Source organism: Pseudomonas sp. NPDC087803, from assembly GCF_044742995.1.
Taxonomy (GTDB): Bacteria; Pseudomonadota; Gammaproteobacteria; order Pseudomonadales; family Pseudomonadaceae; genus Aquipseudomonas.
The window spans coordinates 1-18,679 of sequence record NZ_JBIUVO010000021.1; the positions used below are offsets into that span (position 1 = coordinate 1).

The 18,679-nt window shown below is 60.8% G+C and carries 15 protein-coding genes and 1 pseudogene; 9 read left to right on the forward strand and 7 right to left on the reverse strand.

Annotated elements, in window-relative coordinates; translation table 11 throughout:
* The 6 genes and pseudogenes from ACIOUG_RS13635 to mnmH form a co-directional block, all read left to right on the forward strand.
* Positions 1–1,949, forward strand: a pseudogene (locus tag ACIOUG_RS13635) (hypothetical protein); the annotation flags it as partial.
* A gap of 45 nt (positions 1,950–1,994) precedes the next feature.
* Positions 1,995–2,468, forward strand: a complete 474-nt coding sequence (locus tag ACIOUG_RS13640) for a hypothetical protein (protein ID WP_401066272.1) — start codon at positions 1,995–1,997, stop codon at positions 2,466–2,468.
* Positions 2,458–3,588 carry a hypothetical protein gene (locus tag ACIOUG_RS13645; RefSeq protein WP_401066274.1) on the forward strand — a complete coding sequence of 377 codons (1,131 nt, stop codon included), beginning with the start codon at positions 2,458–2,460 and terminating at the stop codon, positions 3,586–3,588. Before ACIOUG_RS13640 ends, ACIOUG_RS13645 begins: the two co-directional genes overlap by 11 nt.
* A 184-nt stretch (positions 3,589–3,772) precedes the next feature.
* Entirely contained in the window at positions 3,773–4,138 is a 366-nt protein-coding gene (locus ACIOUG_RS13650) for a DUF4440 domain-containing protein (RefSeq protein WP_401066277.1), read from the forward strand.
* 197 nt (positions 4,139–4,335) lie between these two features.
* A complete protein-coding gene (gene selD / locus ACIOUG_RS13655; protein WP_401066280.1) occupies positions 4,336–5,370 on the forward strand; it encodes a selenide, water dikinase SelD in 1,035 nt (344 codons plus the stop codon).
* Positions 5,370–6,473, forward strand: a complete 1,104-nt coding sequence (gene mnmH, locus ACIOUG_RS13660) for a tRNA 2-selenouridine(34) synthase MnmH (protein ID WP_401066281.1) — start codon at positions 5,370–5,372, stop codon at positions 6,471–6,473. Before selD ends, mnmH begins: the two co-directional genes overlap by 1 nt.
* 133 nt (positions 6,474–6,606) lie before the next feature.
* On the opposite strand, the gene ACIOUG_RS13665 is transcribed toward mnmH, so the two are convergent.
* Positions 6,607–7,281, reverse strand: coding sequence for a histidine phosphatase family protein (locus ACIOUG_RS13665; protein ID WP_401066282.1), 675 nt, complete (start codon positions 7,279–7,281; stop codon positions 6,607–6,609).
* Positions 7,282–7,578: 297 nt separating this feature from the next.
* Between ACIOUG_RS13665 and ACIOUG_RS13670 the strand changes: the two genes are divergently transcribed.
* Complete coding sequence (locus ACIOUG_RS13670; RefSeq protein WP_401066283.1) at positions 7,579–8,277, forward strand: glutathione binding-like protein; 699 nt, start codon at positions 7,579–7,581, stop codon at positions 8,275–8,277.
* Positions 8,278–8,523: 246 nt separating this feature from the next.
* The gene (gene hemB, locus ACIOUG_RS13675) at positions 8,524–9,498 is read left to right on the forward strand and encodes a porphobilinogen synthase (protein WP_003223551.1); all 975 of its coding nucleotides are present in this window, start codon (positions 8,524–8,526) and stop codon (positions 9,496–9,498) included.
* A gap of 122 nt (positions 9,499–9,620) precedes the next feature.
* Here the strand turns inward: hemB and ACIOUG_RS13680 are convergent, their stop codons facing one another.
* Both ACIOUG_RS13680 and ACIOUG_RS13685 read right to left on the reverse strand, forming a co-directional pair.
* Positions 9,621–11,156: an FAD-dependent oxidoreductase gene (locus tag ACIOUG_RS13680; protein WP_401066284.1), complete on the reverse strand. Its 1,536-nt coding sequence runs from the start codon at positions 11,154–11,156 to the stop codon at positions 9,621–9,623.
* Positions 11,157–11,431: 275 nt separating this feature from the next.
* A complete protein-coding gene (locus ACIOUG_RS13685) occupies positions 11,432–13,636 on the reverse strand; it encodes a TonB-dependent receptor (RefSeq protein ID WP_401066286.1) in 2,205 nt (734 codons plus the stop codon).
* A gap of 210 nt (positions 13,637–13,846) precedes the next feature.
* On the opposite strand from ACIOUG_RS13685, the gene ACIOUG_RS13690 reads away from it, so the two are divergent.
* Positions 13,847–14,929: a DUF1615 domain-containing protein gene (locus ACIOUG_RS13690; protein WP_401066288.1), complete on the forward strand. Its 1,083-nt coding sequence runs from the start codon at positions 13,847–13,849 to the stop codon at positions 14,927–14,929.
* A 7-nt stretch (positions 14,930–14,936) separates the two neighbouring features.
* Here the strand turns inward: ACIOUG_RS13690 and ACIOUG_RS13695 are convergent, their stop codons facing one another.
* The 4 genes from ACIOUG_RS13695 to ACIOUG_RS13710 all read right to left on the reverse strand — a co-directional run bounded on the left by ACIOUG_RS13695 (position 14,937) and on the right by ACIOUG_RS13710 (position 18,672).
* The gene (locus tag ACIOUG_RS13695; RefSeq protein ID WP_401066290.1) at positions 14,937–15,638 is read right to left on the reverse strand and encodes an anti-sigma factor domain-containing protein; all 702 of its coding nucleotides are present in this window, start codon (positions 15,636–15,638) and stop codon (positions 14,937–14,939) included.
* On the reverse strand, positions 15,635–16,168 hold the full coding sequence (locus ACIOUG_RS13700) for a sigma-70 family RNA polymerase sigma factor (RefSeq protein ID WP_401066291.1): 534 nt from the start codon (positions 16,166–16,168) through the stop codon (positions 15,635–15,637). The genes ACIOUG_RS13695 and ACIOUG_RS13700 overlap by 4 nt, the downstream gene beginning before the upstream one ends.
* 179 nt (positions 16,169–16,347) lie before the next feature.
* Entirely contained in the window at positions 16,348–16,869 is a 522-nt protein-coding gene (locus tag ACIOUG_RS13705) for a DUF3455 domain-containing protein (protein ID WP_401066293.1), read from the reverse strand.
* Positions 16,870–17,037: 168 nt separating this feature from the next.
* A complete protein-coding gene (locus ACIOUG_RS13710; RefSeq protein WP_401066294.1) occupies positions 17,038–18,672 on the reverse strand; it encodes an ABC transporter ATP-binding protein in 1,635 nt (544 codons plus the stop codon).
* Positions 18,673–18,679 lie beyond the last annotated feature (7 nt).

The following is an 18,679-nucleotide window of genomic DNA, read 5'->3' on the forward strand; positions in this document are numbered from 1 at the left end:
AGCCCGACCGCGCCGCGCCCACGGCTGAGGTGGATCGGCGCTTTTACACGCGGCGGTACTTTCTTGCAGTCGCCCCTGAGGACTTTGTCGAACGGTACCTGGAAACCCTGCTCAGCCTGGGCAAGGATCAGGAGCGCCGCATCAAGGACGTGCTCGACGGCCCGCTGCTCAGCGGCAAGCGCGGGGTCAACGACCTGATCGACCGCCCGGCCATGGACGAGCGACTGAACCTGCTGCGCGACGATCTCGGCCGCTGGAATCGCCTGCTCGAACGCATCACCGCTGACCGCACGCAACTGCTGGTCGCCGGGCGCTTTCACCGCGCCGCCTGGTACTACGACGCGCAAGTGGCGGCGCAACTTCATCAAGCGCTCAGCGCCGAGTACGCCTGCCTCAAGGATCTGTGCCGCAGCGACGAAGCCAGCGAGAAAATGCTCGGGTTTGTGGAACAACACCCGGAACTGACCCGAACAGCCTTCTACACCTTGCCGCTGCGCCTGCAATCGGAGCAGAGCGGGCAATACTCGACGCTGTTCAACGCCGGTATGGCGACGTTCAACAACCTGCCGGACTGGCTGGCCAAACTGAAAAAGATCGAACAACCGCAACTGCCTGCGCTCGACGACATGCCCGAGCACAGCCGCGTTGTCGCGGCTGCCGTGCAGGACACCTACAGCCCGGCGCTGAACCTGGGCCTTGACCGGGCGCTGGAAGGCTTCGACCTTGCGGGAGAGAAAATCCCCGACCTCGATGAAATGTTCCTGCGCCTGCCCAAAGCACTGCGCTTGCGCCTCTTCGACGCGGCAAAAACCAGCGGCGTGACCTTCACCGTCGCCAGTCCCACAGAACAGGCTGCGCTGCAAACCACGATCAAGGAGGTACTGCGCGAACGTGAATACCTGAAAACCCTCAACCGCGAACGCAACCAGCTCACCCACAACAAAAATCGTCCGGGCCACAAGACTCCAAGGGCGGTGGAGTTGCAGGAAGAGATTGTGCGCGTGCGGGCGCAACTGGCCCAGGTGGAAGGACGGCTGGCGGCGGCATTGAGCCCGATTGAAGAACTGCCGGACCGCTCGGCCCGGTTGTACGGCGCCACGCCTGCAAGAGCGGGGGTGACGGTGGTGTTTCCGCCGGCGCAGCAAGGGGAGTTGCGGAGTTTGTTGGGGAATATTCGGTTGGGGATTGGAGGGCTGTCCAGGACCAGTCTGGTGAAGACGGAAGGGATGGGGGTGGTGGTGGTTTTGGTGCAGGTGGTGAATTTGGTGGGGGCTTATAAGGAATTGATGAAGCAGACCAGAGACAAGAAGAAGCGTGCGGATTTCTTTGCTGCTTTGGCTGCGACAGGTGCGGCCGGGTTTACTGCGGCGCAGGGGCTTGCGGATACGGCGTTGAAAGCTCGTGGAACAGCGCTTGTTGCAGCGCTTCAGCATCATGCATTGCTGAATGTGCACGTACAGATGGGGAAGTTACACATCGGGTTGGGTTTCTTCACTTATGGCTTTGGTTTGGTGTCATCAGTGATGAGTTTTAATAGCCAGTACTCAAAATTGCAGGAGTCGGTTCGTAGTGGAAATCAATCGGCGCAGGGTGCCGCTGCATTAGCTACATTAGGTGCTGGCGGCATGGTATCGGTTAATGCTTACGGTCTGAGTCATACCGTTCACGCCACTTTCACTGTATTTACTGCTCCGAACAAGGCTGCGCGAACTGCTGCCTGGGCCGCCGCCGGTACACGTCTATCAACAGTGTTTTTCCGCTTCAATCTGGCAGGTGCGCTGTTCACGGTTTTGGAAATCAGTGGTACTTGGCTGTTCAACCGTTACAACATGAGTGCCCACGACAAATGGCTAAAAATCACACCTTGGAGTCGAGATGCGGAGATGCGTGGCGATCACTCACTGGATGACTATCAAAGTTATCTGGCCTTTCTGATCCATGCACCTTAGGCACAACTTGGCCCAAATCCATACGACTCCTGGCTGAAAAACCTGTTGTTCAAAGCCAAGCCCAGCGATATCCATCTGGTCCTGCCCGGACTGACATTGGAAAACTTTCTACCTCCCTTGGGTGGGAAGCCAACACACCGGCTGGGCATTGGTGCACACCGTATTTCCATGCCCCTCCACGGTCGAGGCGCGCCGCGAGAGCGTAAAGACGTGCTTAGCGACGAAGTGTTAAGCAGCCTGCGAATCGTCAAGTCATCGCCAGAAGGGTTGGTCCTCTGCCTCCAATACCCGGTTGATCACAGCGCCGAGTACACGCCAGCAAAAGAAACGCTGGAATTGGCCGTATGCGTTCAAAACCTGAACGACAAAGGTGAGTGGGTGTCACGAACCCGTGTCATCCATATCGACCCGCGGGGTGACGGGCATTTTGCGGTGGTTGCTTCTCAATTGGTCAAGGGGAATCCGCCCATGTTGCTAGTCGAAACCCAGTTTCTGGAGCAAGCCGATCATGGCGAATAAGTGCGATCAAGCCGCAGGTTGTGTGCGGTTTGAACAACCGCGAAAGGCCGGAGATATCGAAACTTTTCCGAGCGGCAAAACTACCTATCTCGCGCCGCTTCCGCTGCCAACACCGATGTCACCCTATGGCCCGCACATTGGTGAACTGAATGATGTGTACATGGATTTTGGGTTGGGTTCGCCACAAGTCTTTTCTTGGCAGGTCGTATTGGGTGGACCATTCAGCGTGTCTTTCACAGTAGTTTTCTTATTCCCACTAATCACCGGTTTTTTGGGAGTTATTTTTGGGTATGGACAGGAATTCATTTGGGACTCGATGGTCGGCTTCTTTGAAGTAGCCTGCGAGAACATACTATTTACAGGTCCATTGATGCTCCTGATCTGCTTAGGAGTCTGGCACCACAACCACAAAAAACGCGCCTCAATCATCCCGACCCGTTTCAACCGCCAACGCCGCGAAGTCTGCTTCATGTCCGAAGGCGAAACCGAACCTGTCTTTGTTCCCTGGGAATCCCTATCGGCCTGGATCATCGAGGCCCAGGGCGCGACCCAATACGGCATCCACCGCCAGTACGGCATGGGCATCGGTTTCTACCACGGCGAAACCCTCACCAGCCTCGAATTCCCCTGCGCCGCGCTACCCCTCGCCATCAGCCATTGGGAAGCCATTCGCGGCTACATGGAATACGAAGTCAACGACCTCAAATCGATTCAGGATCTGCAAGACCTGCAAGGCCCCGACGACCCGCCCCACGAAGGCCAGCACACCTTCCACAACGCCCGCGCACGCATGCATCAGCAGATTCGCGACGGTTCGCGCACGCGGCTGTCCGGCTTCTTTTGGTACCTGTATCACGTCATGACCCTGTGGACGATTCCCAACCGCCTCGTCGAATGGGAAGTGCGCCGCCTCGAAAGAATCGGCAAGCAAACCCTGCCTGAGGCCATGCGCCAATGGTCAGAGTCGCTGCCAGAAGATCAATGGGCCAAACCGAGTGAGGAGTTGCTGCGGTTAAGCGAGCAGGTAAGGCAGATGCAAAAGCGCCAGCCACGCAGACCGATTACCGAGATTTTTGCCGAAGTACAAAGCGCAACACCCAGCGTTAAGCGTGGAGTATGAATAGTTATTCTCTGAACCTGTTCGTCCTCAGCAGCCTTCAAATCGTCAAGGCCGGACGATTCTGGCGTTGTTGTAGGCAATGACTCAAGACGATGTAGCTTCGGAATGTAAAACGCTATTTCTTGTAGGACCTGCCGAAGACGGCGACTGTTTGACCTCGTGCTTCAACAGAAGGATTTATGCCATGGATCTGTTACACCATCTGCTGCATCTTGAGCAGCGCCTGCTATCCCGTGCTGTGCGCGAGGACGCCGCTGAACTGGCACTGCTGATCGCGGACGACTTTGTCGAATTCGGCGCGAGCGGCGGTATCTGGAATAAGTCCGATGTACTGGAAGCACTGCCGCAGCAGACATTCACACAACGTACCGTCAGTCAGTTCACGCTCAAGCCGCTGTCGGAAGATTCGGCGCTGGTGACGTATCGCTGCCATACCGTCGCTGTCGGCCCGCGGGTGCCGGCGGACAGTCTGCGCAGTTCGGTATGGCGGCGGCAGGGTGAGCAGTGGCAGATGGTTTTTCATCAGGGCACCTTCTGTGCTCGGCCGTGAAGCGGTGGTGAGCGGGCGATAGCTTTCGCGAGCAAGCCCGCTCCCACAGGGGACCTTCAGTGAAAGCAGGATTTGTGGATGGCCGCGAGCCAATGTGGGAGCGGGCTTGCTCGCGAAGGGGCTCGGACAGTCAGCGCCAAAATCAGCCGGCCCGCGCTCTGCTAGAATCCGCCCCATCAACTGCCAGAGACTCTCCCATGAGCGAGCCGATTCGTCTGACCCAATACAGCCACGGTGCCGGTTGTGGCTGCAAGATTTCCCCGCAGGTGCTGGAAGTGATTCTGGCCGGCAGCGGAGCGCAGAACCTTGACCCGAAACTGTGGGTCGGCAATGCCTCGCGTGATGATGCGGCGGTGTACGAAATCGATGCGGAGCGCGGTGTGGTGTCGACCACGGACTTCTTCATGCCGATTGTCGACGATCCGTACGACTTCGGCCGGATCGCTGCGACCAATGCGATCAGCGACATCTATGCGATGGGCGGCGATCCACTGATGGCGATTGCGATCCTTGGCTGGCCGGTGAATGTGCTGGCGCCGGAAGTGGCGCGGGAAGTGATTCGCGGCGGGCGCGCGGTGTGTGACGCGGCGGGCATTCCGCTGGCCGGCGGGCATTCGATTGATGCGCCGGAGCCGATCTTCGGTCTGGCGGTGACCGGTCTGGTGGAAAAACGCCACATGAAGCGCAACGACACTGCCACCGCCGGTTGCCTGCTGTACCTGACCAAACCGTTGGGCATCGGCATCCTCACCACCGCCGAGAAAAAAGGCAAATTGCGCCCCGCTGACATTGGTGTGGCCCGCGACTGGATGTGCACCCTGAACAAGCCCGGCAGCCGCTTCGGCAAACTGGCCGGGGTCGCTGCGATGACTGACGTCACCGGTTTCGGTCTGCTCGGGCATCTGGTGGAAATGGCTGACGGCAGCCACCTGACCGCGCGCATCGGCTACAACCACGTGCCGCGTCTGGACAGCGTCGAGTACTACCTCGAACAGGGCTGCGTGCCCGGCGGCACCCTGCGCAATTTCGACAGTTATGCGAGCAAGCTCGGCCGTTTGCAGGAACTGCACAAACGTGTGCTGTGCGACCCGCAGACCAGCGGTGGCCTGCTGATTGCGGTCACCCCTGAAGGTAACGACGAGTTTCTTGCCGTGGCTGCCGAACTGGGCCTGGATCTGGCGCCAATCGGCGAACTGGTCGAGCGACAGACCCACGCAGTCGAGGTGATTTGATGTCACGCGACTGCACCGATTACCGCGACATTTTCCTCAACGACCGGCCGCTGATGGATGCTCGTGCGCCGGTCGAGTTCCACAAAGGCGCATTCCCCGGTGTGGTCAACCTGCCGCTGATGAACGACAGCGAGCGGCAGAAAATCGGCACCTGCTACAAGCAACACGGCCAGCAGGCCGCCATCGAATTGGGCCATCAACTGGTGTCCGGCGCGGTGAAGGCCGAGCGTATTCAGGCCTGGGCCGATTTCGCCCGGGCTCATCCTGATGGCTATCTCTATTGCTTTCGTGGCGGCTTGCGCTCGCAGATCACTCAACAGTGGCTGCGTGATGAGGCCGGCATCGACTATCCACGGGTCGGTGGCGGCTACAAGGCCATGCGTAACTTTCTGATCGACACCCTTGAACAAAGCCTCGCTCAATGTGATTTCGTGTTGCTCGGTGGCATGACCGGCACCGGCAAGACCGAGGTGCTGGTGCAGTTGCGCAACGGTCTGGATCTGGAAGGTCATGCCAATCATCGCGGTTCCAGTTTCGGCAAGCGCGCCACCGGCCAACCGTCGAACATCGATTTCGAAAACCGTCTGGCCATCGACATCCTAAAAAAGCGCGATGCAGGTATCGAGCAGTTTGTGCTGGAAGACGAGAGTCGGGTGGTGGGCAGTTGTGCGCTGCCGCTGCCGCTGTATCAGGGCATGCAGCAGTACCCGATGGTCTGGCTGGAAGACTGTTTCGAGGATCGCGTAGAGCGGATCCTGCGCGATTACGTGGTGGACCTGTCGGCCGAGTTTGCAGCGGTGCATGGCGAGGACAGTTTCAGCTTGTTCGCGGAGCGCTTGCTGGACAGTCTGAACAACGTGCAGAAGCGCCTCGGTGGCGAGCGGCATCGGCGGATGTTGCTGTTGATGGAGGATGCGCTGGCGGAGCAGGAACGTAGCGGGGCGGTTGATTTGCATCGCGGCTGGATCGAAGGGTTGCTGCGCGAATATTACGACCCGATGTATGTGTTCCAGCGCGAGAAGAAGGGCGCGCGGATCGAGTTTGCCGGGGAGCGCGGGGCGGTGTTGGAGTATTTGCGCGAGCGGGTGAATCAGCGGATTTGATCCTGTCTTTGCTGGCCCCATCGCTGGCAAGCCAGCTCCCACAGTGTTTGGGGGATGCCGTAGATTTAAGCATCACTCAAACCCTGTGGGAGCTGGCTTGCCAGCGATGAGGAACTGACAGACGACCCATCACTCAGGTCGGGCAAGTCACCTTGCCGTTATCCAGTCCTTGCTTGTAGCTGTGGCTCTGCAGGCTGGCCTTGCCGTTGTGCCAGGTCAGGGTCAGCACGTACAGCGAATCGAAATCGCCTGAGGCCCAGTCATCGGTGATGGTCTGCTTTTCGCCGACGGCCTTGCCTGCGACCTTGTTGATCAGCTCCGGCAGGTAGCCATGCGACCACGCGGTGTAGATCGTTGCGTTGTGGTACTTGTCTTCGGTCAGCTCACGCGCCAGATCACTGGTGTCGTTGGCGGAATACTCGATGTTCACCGGCAGGCCGAGCTTGATTGCCGCAGGGCTGATGGTCATCAGCGGGCGGATGTAGCTGTAGGAGTTGTCCAGCTCGCCTTCCTCGACATTGCGCGTCGGGTTGGCGGCGAACACGTAATCGGCCTTGCCGAATTTTTCTGGCAACAGGGTCGACAGCTCGATCGCCCGGTTCAGGCCCTGGCAGTTGAGCTGGCCGAGACCGCCCGCAGGTTTTTCCGCGTGGCGCAGGAAAATCAGAGTCTGGGTGCCGTCTACCGGTTGCGCGCGGATCTGGCTCGACTCGAGCGACAAGGTCAGCGCACTGACCGCCAGCACGGAGGGCAGGGCCACGTAGGCGCGATGTTTGAAGCGTTTGGCGAAACTCATGAGGTTCGTCATTGAATATTGGATTCTTCAGCAAATTCGGTTGGGGCTGACCAACCCTTACACCGCGGGCTCCCAGCACCGGGTGTTGTCCATGTCGTGTGTTGCGCTTCCTGTGCGAAAGGCATAGCTCAGAGTCCTCTGAGGCCGGTTTGGTTCATGCACATTACCCGCAGGATGTTACGGTTCGTGTAGGAGCCGCCGCAGGCTGCGATCTTTTGATCTTGGTTTTTTAAAGCCAGATCAAAAGATCGCAGCCTGCGGCAGCTCCTACATTATGATCAGTGCTTCCCATGTGACTGGATGTTTCCCATGACCGATCTGTCCGCGTTCCCCATCACCCAGAAATGGCCCGCGCAGTACCCCGACTGGATTCAGCTGTATTCCCTGCCGACCCCCAACGGCGTCAAGGTTTCGATCATGCTCGAAGAGATCGGCCTGCCCTACGAGCCGCATCGCGTGGGCTTCGACACCCAGGATCAGCTGTCTCCCGAGTTCCTGTCGCTGAATCCGAACAACAAGATCCCGGCGATCCTCGACCCCCACGGCCCGCAAGACCAGCCGCTGCCGCTGTTCGAGTCCGGAGCGATCCTGATCTACCTCGCCGACAAGAGCGGTCAGTTGCTGGCGCAGGAAGGCGCGCTGCGTTACGAGACGATTCAGTGGCTGATGTTCCAGATGGGCGGTATCGGTCCGATGTTCGGCCAGCTCGGTTTCTTCAACAAATTCGCCGGCAAGGACTACGAGGACAAGCGTCCGCGTGATCGCTACGTCGAGGAGAGCAAGCGCCTGCTCAACGTGCTCGACAAACGTCTGGAAGGCCGCGACTGGATCATGGGCGAGCGCTACACCATCGCCGACATCGCCACCTTCCCGTGGGTGCGCAACCTGATCGGTTTCTATGAGGCGGGGGATCTGGTCGGCATCAGCAATTTCCCCAACGTCACCCGGGTGCTGGAGCGCTTTCTGACGCGGCCGGCGGTCGTTCGAGGCTTGACCATTCCTTCCTGATTTGCGCATGACCCCCTGTAGGAGTGAGCCTGCTCGCGATGGCGCCGTGTCAGGCAACATGGACGTCGACTGATACACCGTCATCGCGAGCAGGCTCACTCCTACAGGGCAACGTGTGTTGTCTGACGGATTATTGCGCTCCCGGTAATGCTGTCTTGATTGATCCAGGTTTGTACCCGCGCCCACCGAAGGCATAAGCTTCGCCCCCTACGACTTTCGTCTCATCTGCCGTTTTCAGGAAGCACCATGTCCAGCCAGTTCCCCGAAGCACGTCCCCGCCGTCTGCGCCGCAATGCGAGCCTGCGCAGCCTGTTCCAGGAAACCGAGTTCAGCCTGAATGATCTGGTGCTGCCGATTTTCGTCGAAGAAGAGATCGACGACTTCGTGCCGATCAAGAGCATGCCGGGGGTGATGCGCATTCCCGAGCGCAAGCTGGCCAGCGAAATCGAGCGTTATGCCCGTGCCGGGATCAAGTCGGTGATGACCTTTGGCGTGTCCCATCATCTGGATGCCAACGGCAGCGACACCTGGCGCGAAAACGGCCTGGTCTCGCGCATGTCGCGCATTGCCAAGGACGCGGTGCCGGAAATGATCGTGATGTCCGACACCTGCTTCTGCGAATACACCGATCACGGCCACTGCGGCGTGATGCACAACCACGAAGTCGACAACGACCAGACCCTGATCAACCTTGGCAAGCAAGCCGTGGCGGCGGCGCGTGCTGGCGCTGATGTGATCGCCCCGTCGGCAGCGATGGACGGTCAGGTACGGGCGATTCGCCGCGCACTGGATGACGCCGGGTTCACCCAGATTCCGATCATGGCCTACTCGACCAAATTCGCCTCGGCACTCTACGGCCCGTTCCGCGAAGCCGGTGGCAGCGCGCTGAAGGGCGATCGCAAAAGCTATCAGATGAACCCGATGAACCGCCGCGAAGCCCTGCGTGAATCGCTGCTCGACGAGCAGGAAGGCGCCGATGCGCTGATGGTCAAACCGGCTGGTGCGTATCTCGACATCATCCGCGATATTCGTGAAGCCTCGAACCTGCCGCTGTCGGCGTATCAGGTCAGCGGCGAGTACGCGATGATCAAGTTCGGCGCGCAGGCTGGCGCGATCGACGAGGATCGCGTGGTGCGCGAAAGCCTGGGCGCGATCAAGCGCGCGGGGGCGGATCTGATCTTCACCTACTTTGCGATGGATCTGGCCCTGGCCGGGATCTGAACCCCAGCGCATAACCCCTGTAGGAGTGAGCCTGCTCGCGATAGCGGTGTATCAGTCACAACATTTTTGACTGACACACCGCTATCGCGAGCAGGCTCACTCCTACAGTTTTTTGTGTTGTGTCAGGGGCAGGCGAAATACGGCCTTATCCCGTGATCGCGGAAATAGCGCTCGATCACCTTCGGATCCGCACTGTTATCGGCAATCGCCACATAAGTATCCGGGCGCAACAGATAAAACCCGTTACGCGCCAACCCCGCCGTGTCAAACGCCGGCCGCCAGTCGAACACGTGCAGCGGCAGATGGTGTTCAGTGCACCAGGCGATCATTTCGTCGCTGGTGTCGCCGTACACATGCACCTGCCAGCACGGCTGCCTGAGCGGTTCGTAATTATCCCCCTCACCATCATGTGCCCATGGCAAGCGGTCGCCGCCATGGACGTGGCCGGCCGTGCCCTGGCTCAGCGGCATGCCGCGATAGTTGAGGGTGACTTGCGAGACGGTGCGAAAGAGGAATTCGCGACTGGCCTCGAACGCGGCCATTTTCGGGATCAGAGACGGTGCCAGACGCGTGCGCAGCAGATCGGCGATGCGTCCTTCGGCGGTGACGAAGCTGAACACCTTGTCGGTGGTCGACACCAAGCGCCGGGCGAAGGCAATGCGTTCGGTCTCGTAGGTGTCGAGCAGCTTCGCCGTGGCACTGCCGTCGAGCACGGCGGCGAGTTTCCATGCCAGGTTGATTGCATCGCCGATGCCCGTGTTCATGCCCTGGCCGCCGGCGGGGCTGTGTACATGCGCGGCATCGCCAAGCAGAAACGCCCGACCGCCGCGAAAGTGCTCAGCCACGCGATGATGCACACGGTAGGTGGAGAACCAGTTGACCTCGTCGATGTGCACTTTCAGGTGCTCGATGGCGCGGCTGCTGACGTCGGCAAATTGCAGGGTTTCGGGATGCCTGGCGCGTTCGTCGCGCACCGTGCCGATCAACCGGGCGCGGCCTGCACCGGCCAGCGGAAACACCGCGAGAAAATCCGCTTCGTCCAGATCCAGGTGCAGCTCGCCATTCAGCGCCGGACCGCTGGCCTGCACATCCGCGACGTAGAAAATCTGCTGATAGGTGCCGCCCGGGAAACCGCTGTCGAGGGTTTTGCGCACCACCGAACGCGCGCCGTCGGCACCTGCCAGATAGCATGCCTGACAGATTTCCTGCTGCCCGTCCGGCAAGCGCAAATGCGCGCTGAGGCCATCGCCGGTTTCTTCGAAACTCTCAAGCTCAGTATTGCGCTCAACCACCACGTCGTAGTCTTCGAGGCGTTCGAGCAACAGTCGTTCGTGCTGGTCCTGGGGAAAGATTTCGATGAACGAGTAGGGTGTCAGGCCTTCGCCGATGCGCTGCAGCGGCAACTGCGCGACCGGTTTGCCCTTGACCCAGAAATTCGCCGCCGCGACCTTGTGGCCGTTGCGCACCACGGTGTCGGCCAAGTCCAGCTGGCGGTACAACTCCAGTGTGCGCGCCTGCACCGCCAGTGCCCGCGAAGTGGTGCCGGGCGCGGACGTCTTGTCGATGATGCGCACGCGCACGCCGAGTTTGCGCAGCCACAGGGCCAGCACCAGACCGGTCGGGCCGGCACCGATGATCAGTACGTCGCTGCGGTTCATGGGCCTGTCCTCCGTTGGCTGTGCAGCAAGTATGGATCAGATGGAAAGGGTAGCCAGTGCCGGCCTCTTCGCGAGCAGGCTCGCTCCCACAGTCGAACGCATTCCAATGTGGGAGCGAGCCTGCTCGCGAAAAGGCCTGTTCAGGCACCCAAAAACTCAAAAGGCCCCGCAGCGGTGAAGCTGCGGGGCCTTTTTCATGTTTGGCTGAGTTTCTGTGGCGAGGGAGCTTGCTCCCGCTGGACTGCGCAGCAGTCCGCTTTGCTCACAACAGCGGGTTAGAAATCGATGGTGCCCGACAGCTTCGCCACCCGTGGCTCACCCTGGGTCAGATAACCGCCCTGAGCCGATTCCCAGTATTTCTTGTTCGCCAGGTTCTCGACGCCCAAACGCAGGGTCACGTCTTTCTGCGAGACCTTGAACGCGTAACGCGCACCGGCGTCGAAGCGGTTCCAGGTCGGCAGGCTGAGGTTGTTGGCGGCGTCGGCATATTGGCCACCGGTGCGCAGCATTCGTGCATTCAGCGCCACGCCTTGCAGGCCCGGTACATCCCAATCGGCACCGGCGTTGAACTGGAAGCTCGGCACGCCAATTGCACGGTTGCCGTCGTTGGCGCCGTTCTGGGTGTTGCGCAGTTCGGTGTCCATCAGGGTCAGGCCGCTGATCAGACGCAGGCCGCTGATCGGCTCGCCGAACACGTTCATTTCCACGCCTTTGTTGATCTGCTCGCCTTCACGCACGTACGTGCAAGTGGCGGCGCTGTTGATTTCACAGTAGCCATCGCTTGGCTGCTCGATGCGGTACACGCCCAGGCTCGCGCCGTAGGTGCCCATGTCGACCTTGACCCCGGCCTCGGTCTGCTTGGAGCGGGCCGGTGCGTAGACTTCGTTGCCGTTGGTCACGCGCAAGCCGCCGGCGCTGGTCGGCGAGGTCGGGCCCTGGGCCAGACCTTCGATGTGGTTGGCGTAGAACGACACATGTTCCCACGGCTTGAACACGATGCCGTAGACCGGCGTGGTGATCGATTCGTCGTAGCTCGATTTGCGACTGCCGCTGCCGTAACTGGCGTAGTTGTAGCCTTGCACCACCAGTTGCTGACGACGCAGGCCGGCGGTGAGCAGCAGGCGATCATCGAAGAAACCGAGGGTGTCGGAGAGCGCGAGGCTGCGGTTGAAGGTCTTGCCGACAATGCCCGGATCGCTGACGTCGCCGCCGGAAAAATTGCCCACCGGCGACGGCGTTTCCACCGGGTGGTAGATGTTGTTGGCGTACTTGGTCAGATCGAAATCATAGGCGCTGCGCTGTTCCGCCCACAGACCGCTGAGGCCGAAGTTGAGCTTGTGGCTGACCGCGCCGGTGTTGAACTTGCCGTTGAGGCCGGCCATCAGGCTGGTGTTGTCCTCATCGTGGGGGATGAACGAGCCGGTGGTGTACGAGGCACCGTTGTTGCCGACCAGCGTGGTCGAGTTGTAGCGGCCGACTTCGCGGGTATGCTTGGCGCCGCCGGCAACGTACGCGGTCCAGTTGTCGTTCAGGTCGTACTCGGCGCGGAGCATGCCGAAGGTGTCTTCGATGTCGGTGTAGCCCCACTTCGGCGCGTAGTTGGTGTCGGCCGATGGCGCGTCCGGAATGTGCGTGGTGGTGCCGAGGTTGACCGAGTTGCGGCCACCGTTGACGCGTTCCTTCTGATAGGCGAAATCGCCGGAAATACGCAGCGCGTCACCGCGGTAATCGAGGCCGAGGCTGAACAGTTTCGAACGCTGGTTTTCGTGGTCGATGGCGGTGTCGCCTTCGCGCTGGGACAGGTTGATCCGCGCACCGAAGCGGTTGTCTTCACCGAAACGCTGGCCGATATCGAAATGCTGACCGATGCGGCCTTCACTGTTGATGTCAGTGGTGTAGCGGCGCAGCGGTTCGTCGCCGGCACGCTTGGGCTGCAGGTTGACGCCGCCACCGATGCCGGAGCCGGTCGGGGTCACGCCGTTGATGAAGGCGTTCGGGCCTTTGAACACTTCCACGCGCTCCAGGGCGTCGGTGGAAATGATCTGCCGCGGCAGCACGCCGTACAGGCCGTTATAGGAAATGTCGTCGCCGGTGAGCGGCAGACCGCGGATCATGAAGATCTGCGCCTGGTTCGAGAAACCAGAGGCCTGACGCACTGATGAATCGTTGAGCAACACGTCGGCAACGTCTTCGGCCTGCTGATCCTGAATCAGCTGTTCGGTGTACGACGCAGCGCTGAACGGCACGTCCATCATGTCCTGATTGCCCAACACCCCGAGCTGACCACCACGCGCTACCTGACCGCCGGCGTAGACCGGAGGCAGGGCGTTGGGCGTCGGGGCTTGGGCATTGATGTTGACGTTGTCGAGCACCAGCGCCTTGGCATCTTCATCGGCAGCGTGGGCGGTGACGGTCAGTGAGCACAGCAGGGCGAGCAGCGTTGGGCGAAACGGGACAGCGAGGCGAACTGAAGCGGGCATGTGTTCGTACCTGGAGGCGCGTGGCCGGTAAGAAAAAATAGGGCGGCGCGGGAACTCCTTGCGCAAATGCGACTCCAGGCGCAAATGATAGGTTTTCTCAGTAACGCTTTGCAATCAGTTTGTCATCACCCCTGAAAACACCCGAGCCTGCGGCAGCTCCTACAGGGATTGTGTATGGTGGTTTCGGCTTATTGGATTGGATGAAGCAACATGCGATTACTCATTACCCTCGCCGCGCTGCTGGTGCTCGCCGGTTGCGCCGGCCAGCGCAGCCAGGAGCCGGCACCGCGAGCCCCGGCCGAAGTGAAGGCCGAAATCGTGCGGCTGATGCCGGCGAAAGTGCCCGACCGCCAGGGCTGGGCCACCGATATCTACGCCGCGTTCGCCGCGCAGCACATCAGCCCGACCACACAAAACCTCTGTTCGGTGCTGGCCGTGGCCGAGCAGGAATCGACCTATCAGGTTGACCCGACGGTGCCGGGGCTGGGCAAGATCGCTCGCGACGAAATCGACCGCCGCGCCGGCAAGGCGCACATCCCCGGGATGCTGGTCAGCGCCGCGCTGGCGGTGCGTTCGCCCACCGGCAAAACCTATAGCGAACGTCTGAACGCGGCGCGCAGCGAGAAAGAGTTGAGCGCGATCTTCGACGACTTCATCGGCATGGTACCGATGGGCCGCACCTTGTTCGGTGGCTTCAACCCGGTACACACCGCCGGACCGATGCAGGTCAGCATCGAATTCGCCGAGCAGCACGCCAAGGATTATCCATACCCGGTCAACGGCACCATCCGCCACGAAGTGTTCACCCGCCGTGGCGGCATGTACTTCGGCATCGCGCATTTGCTTGGCTATCCGGTGAGTTATCGCGAGCCGCTGTACCGCTTCGCCGACTTCAACGCCGGTTGGTACGCCAGCCGCAATGCCGCGTTTCAGAACGCCGTCAGCCGAGCCTCGGGCATCCCGCTGGCGCTGGATGGCGACTTGATCCGTTACGACTCGATCATGCCCGGCAGCACCGAACTGGCGGTGCGCACCCTCGGCAAGTCGCTGGGCATGCGCAACCCGACGATTCGCGATCAACTGGAGAAGGGCAAGACTCTGGAATTCGAAGAGACCAAACTCTACCAGCGGGTGTTCGAACTGGCCGAGAAGGCCGAAGGCAAGACCTTACCGCGTGCGGTGTTGCCGGGGATCGTCCTGCAGAGCCCGAAAATCACCCGCAAGCTGACCACGGCATGGTTCGCCAAACGCGTCGATGAGCGCTACAAACGCTGCATGGCGAGGGGCGGGTGAGAGGCCGTCACAGCACTTTGACCGCGCGACCAATCGCCTGAATCGGCCCGGTCGGTTTACCGATCGGCGAGCCATTGGCGCCTTCCAGCGTCAGCTCGAACAGCTGATTCGGTTGCAGCGGCGGCAGCTTGTCCAGCGGCACCGACAGCGCCTCGCCTGGCTTGACCAGCCCCAGCGACACCGGCCCTTGCCAGCCGTCAGCCTTGGTCCAGAACTCCAGCGCCTTGTCCGCCGGCACTTCGACCACGCCCAGCGGGATCAACTGAATTTCCCGTGGATTACTGGCCTGAATCACCCAGCCTGGCGCCTTGTCCTGCGGCGCGACCAGCACCACCAGATAACTCGGCTTCGGAGTGGTCTGAGTCAGCAGGATCGAGCCCAAAACCAATGTGGCGACCAAGCCGGCCGCACTCAAGCCGCGCCACAGCGGCAGCAGATTCCACCACGAGGTTGACGGCTCAGCCGGCGCTTTTCGCGCGAACCGCTCGACACTGCGCTCGATGCGCGGCCACAAGTGCGGCGAGGGCTGCTGCGTCCCGGCAAATTCGGTCAGGTCGAGCAAGCGTCGCTCCCAGGCATCCACCGCCGCTTGCAGTTCGGGCTCGTGGGGCAAGCGCTGTTGCAGTGCTTCACGCTCCGGCGCCGACAGGGTGCCGAGCACGTATTCACTGGCCAGTTCATCACGTTCCTGCGCCGATTCGATGGTCATCCCATGCACTCCCGCAAAGCGTTGAGGCTGCGTTTGATCCAGGCTTTGACCGTGCCCAGCGGCGTGTCCAGGCGCGCGGAAATCTGCGCGTGACTGTAGCCGTCGACATAGGCGTGGAGGATGCAGCTTCGCCGCTGCGGGTCGAGTTGTTCCAGGCAACGATGGATCCGCGCCGAATGGCCCTGCACATCGAAGGCGTCCTCGTCAGGCACGGCATTGTGGTCTTCGTTGAACGGCGCCTCCCGACTTTGATCACGCAGCAGGTTCAACGCCAGATGCCGGGTCACGCTGAACATCCAGCCACGCGCTGAACCGCGCGCCGGATCAAATTGCGCCGCACCGTTCCAGATCTTGATGAACGCTTCATGCACGATGTCTTCGGCCAGCGCCGCGTCACGCACCAGTCGTTTTGCCACGCCGAGCAGGCGCGGGCCTTCCTGCACGTACAAATCGCGCAGGGCCGACTGCTCGCCGCGGGCACAGGCAGCGAGACGGGCTTCGTAATCAAACACCGGTTCAGGCAAAGACATGGGGTGCAATCTAGCTCACATTCGGCAAACATCCAGACAACCCGGGTGTCTCTGTGGACGCCTGTGTGGGAGGGGGCTTGCTCCCGAATGCAGTGTGTCAGTGAACGAGAGGGTGGCTGACACGCCGCCTTCGGGAGCAAGCCCCCTCCCACAAGGAAGATTTGTGCGGGATCGGAAAGTCAGTTCGCCGCCCAGAAAATGTAGTCGGCCTGATATTTCACCACTTCCTGCTTGCCCTTGTTCGCCGCCGTGCATTCGCTGCCTGGTGCTACGCCGCCCTTGAGCGCGACACGCTGGATGTAGCTCACGCCGCTCATCGCGCCTTTGCCGTCAGCGGGATTGGCCTTGACCAGTTGATAGGGCAGGTTGCCCGGGCTCGACGGCGCGACTGCCAGTTGCGTGCCGGTGACTTTCGAACCGTCCTTGGCCTGCCAGGTGGCGGGCGGGCCAAAGTAGGTGCCGACCTGTTTGCCCCTGCGATCATTGAGCACCGCTTTAGGGCCGACGAAAGTCCATTCGGTCTGCCCGGCCGCGTTGGGCTTGTCGCGGCATTCGTAAGTGATCTCGCCGACGCCGGTGGTTTCCAGGGCGATCTTGTGACCGTCCGGGACTTTGATTGCGTCGGGATAGTTGCTTTGGGCGAAGGTTGTCGAGGACAGGGCGAGCAAACCGGTGAGGCCAATCAGTTGAGTGATGTTCATCAGTGTTATCTCCGAAAGGGGTAGACCGCTGACAGCCGACGAGGGCTGTTACAGGGACTACCCGTGACGGAGGCGTTTGGATGCAGTGTCTGAAAAAAATTTTCCACATCCACCAATCCCCCCCTGTGGGAGCGGGCTTGCTCGCGAAGGCGTCCTGCCAGTCGATATTCATGTCACAGGCATATCGCATTCGCGAGCAAGCCCGCTTCCACAGGGATTTGTGTCGGTCTTGAGGCCGGAGGCTGTCAGCAATTCCTGGGTATAGGGATGCTGCGGTGCGGCAAAAATCTCCCGCGACGAGCCCTGTTCCACCACCTTGCCATCCTTGATCACCATCAAGTCATGGGCCAGCGCATGCACCACCGCCAAGTCATGACTGATAAACAGATACGTCAGTCCATGCTTGATCTGCAATTGCCGCAACAGGTCCACCACTTGTTTCTGCACCGTGCGATCCAGCGCCGAAGTCGGTTCGTCGAGCAGGATCAGCGCCGGCTCCAGCACCAGTGCACGGGCGATGGAGATGCGCTGGCGTTGGCCGCCGGAGAATTCGTGGGGATAGCGATGGCGACTCTTGGGGTCGAGGCCGACTTCCTCCAGCACGCGAATCACCGCTGCTTCGCGCTCGGCCTCGGTGCCGATGCCGTGGGTCAGCAAGCCTTCGGCAATGATCTGCTGCACCGACATGCGCGGGCTCAGGCTGCCGAACGGGTCCTGGAACACCACCTGAATCTGCCGTCGCAAGGGCCGCATCAAGCGTTGATTGAGCAGGCTCAGTTGCTTGTTGCCGAAGCGGATATCGCCCTCGGATTCCACCAGCCGCAGGATGGCCTGGCCCAGCGTTGATTTGCCCGAACCGGACTCGCCGACAATCCCCAACGTCTTGCCGCGTTGCAGGCGGAAACTGACCCCGTCCACCGCTTTGATATACGCCTGCGAACGACTGAACAAGGCCTTGGGCAGGGCAAACCAGACCTTCAGATCATCGACTTCCAGCAGGTTGTGCTGGTACGGACTCGGCACCGGCGCACCGCTTGGTTCAGCCTCGATCAGCAAGCGGCTGTAAGGGTGCTGCGGCGCGCGAAACAGCGTCGCGCAGTCGGCCTGTTCGACGACTTCGCCGTGGCGCATCACGCACACCCGTTGCGCGATGCGCCGCACCAGATTCAGATCGTGACTGATCAGCAGCATCGACATGCCGAGCCGCTGTTGCAGCTCGATCAGCAGCTCGAGAATCTTCTGCTGCACGGTGACGTCCAGCGCCGTGGTCGGCTCATCGGCGATCAGCAGTTCCGGCTCATTGGCCAGCGCCATCGCAATCATCACCCGTTGCCGCTGACCGCCGGAGAGCTGATGCGGGTAGGCTTTCAAGCGCTGCAGCGGTTGGCGAATGCCCACCAGTTCGAGCAATTCCAAAGTACGCTCACGGGCGGCGCGGCCCTTGAGGCCCTTGTGAATCTCCAGCACTTCGCTGACCTGTCGTTCCACGGTGTGCAGTGGATTGAGCGAGGTCATCGGCTCCTGAAAAATCATCGCAATCCGGTTGCCGCGCAAACCGCGCATCTGCTGCTCGCTGGCGTCCAGCAAGTTCACCCCGTTGTACGCAATCGAACCGCTGCTGCTGACGGTTTTTCCCGGCAACAGGCGCAAAATCGAATGTGCCGTGACCGACTTGCCCGAGCCGGACTCACCGACCAGCGCCAGGCATTCGCCACGGCGGATATCGAGGTTCAAACCGTGCACCACCGTCTGTTCGCCAAAGGCAACACGCAGGTCGCGGATCTCGATCAAATTGTTTTGCATGTCAGCT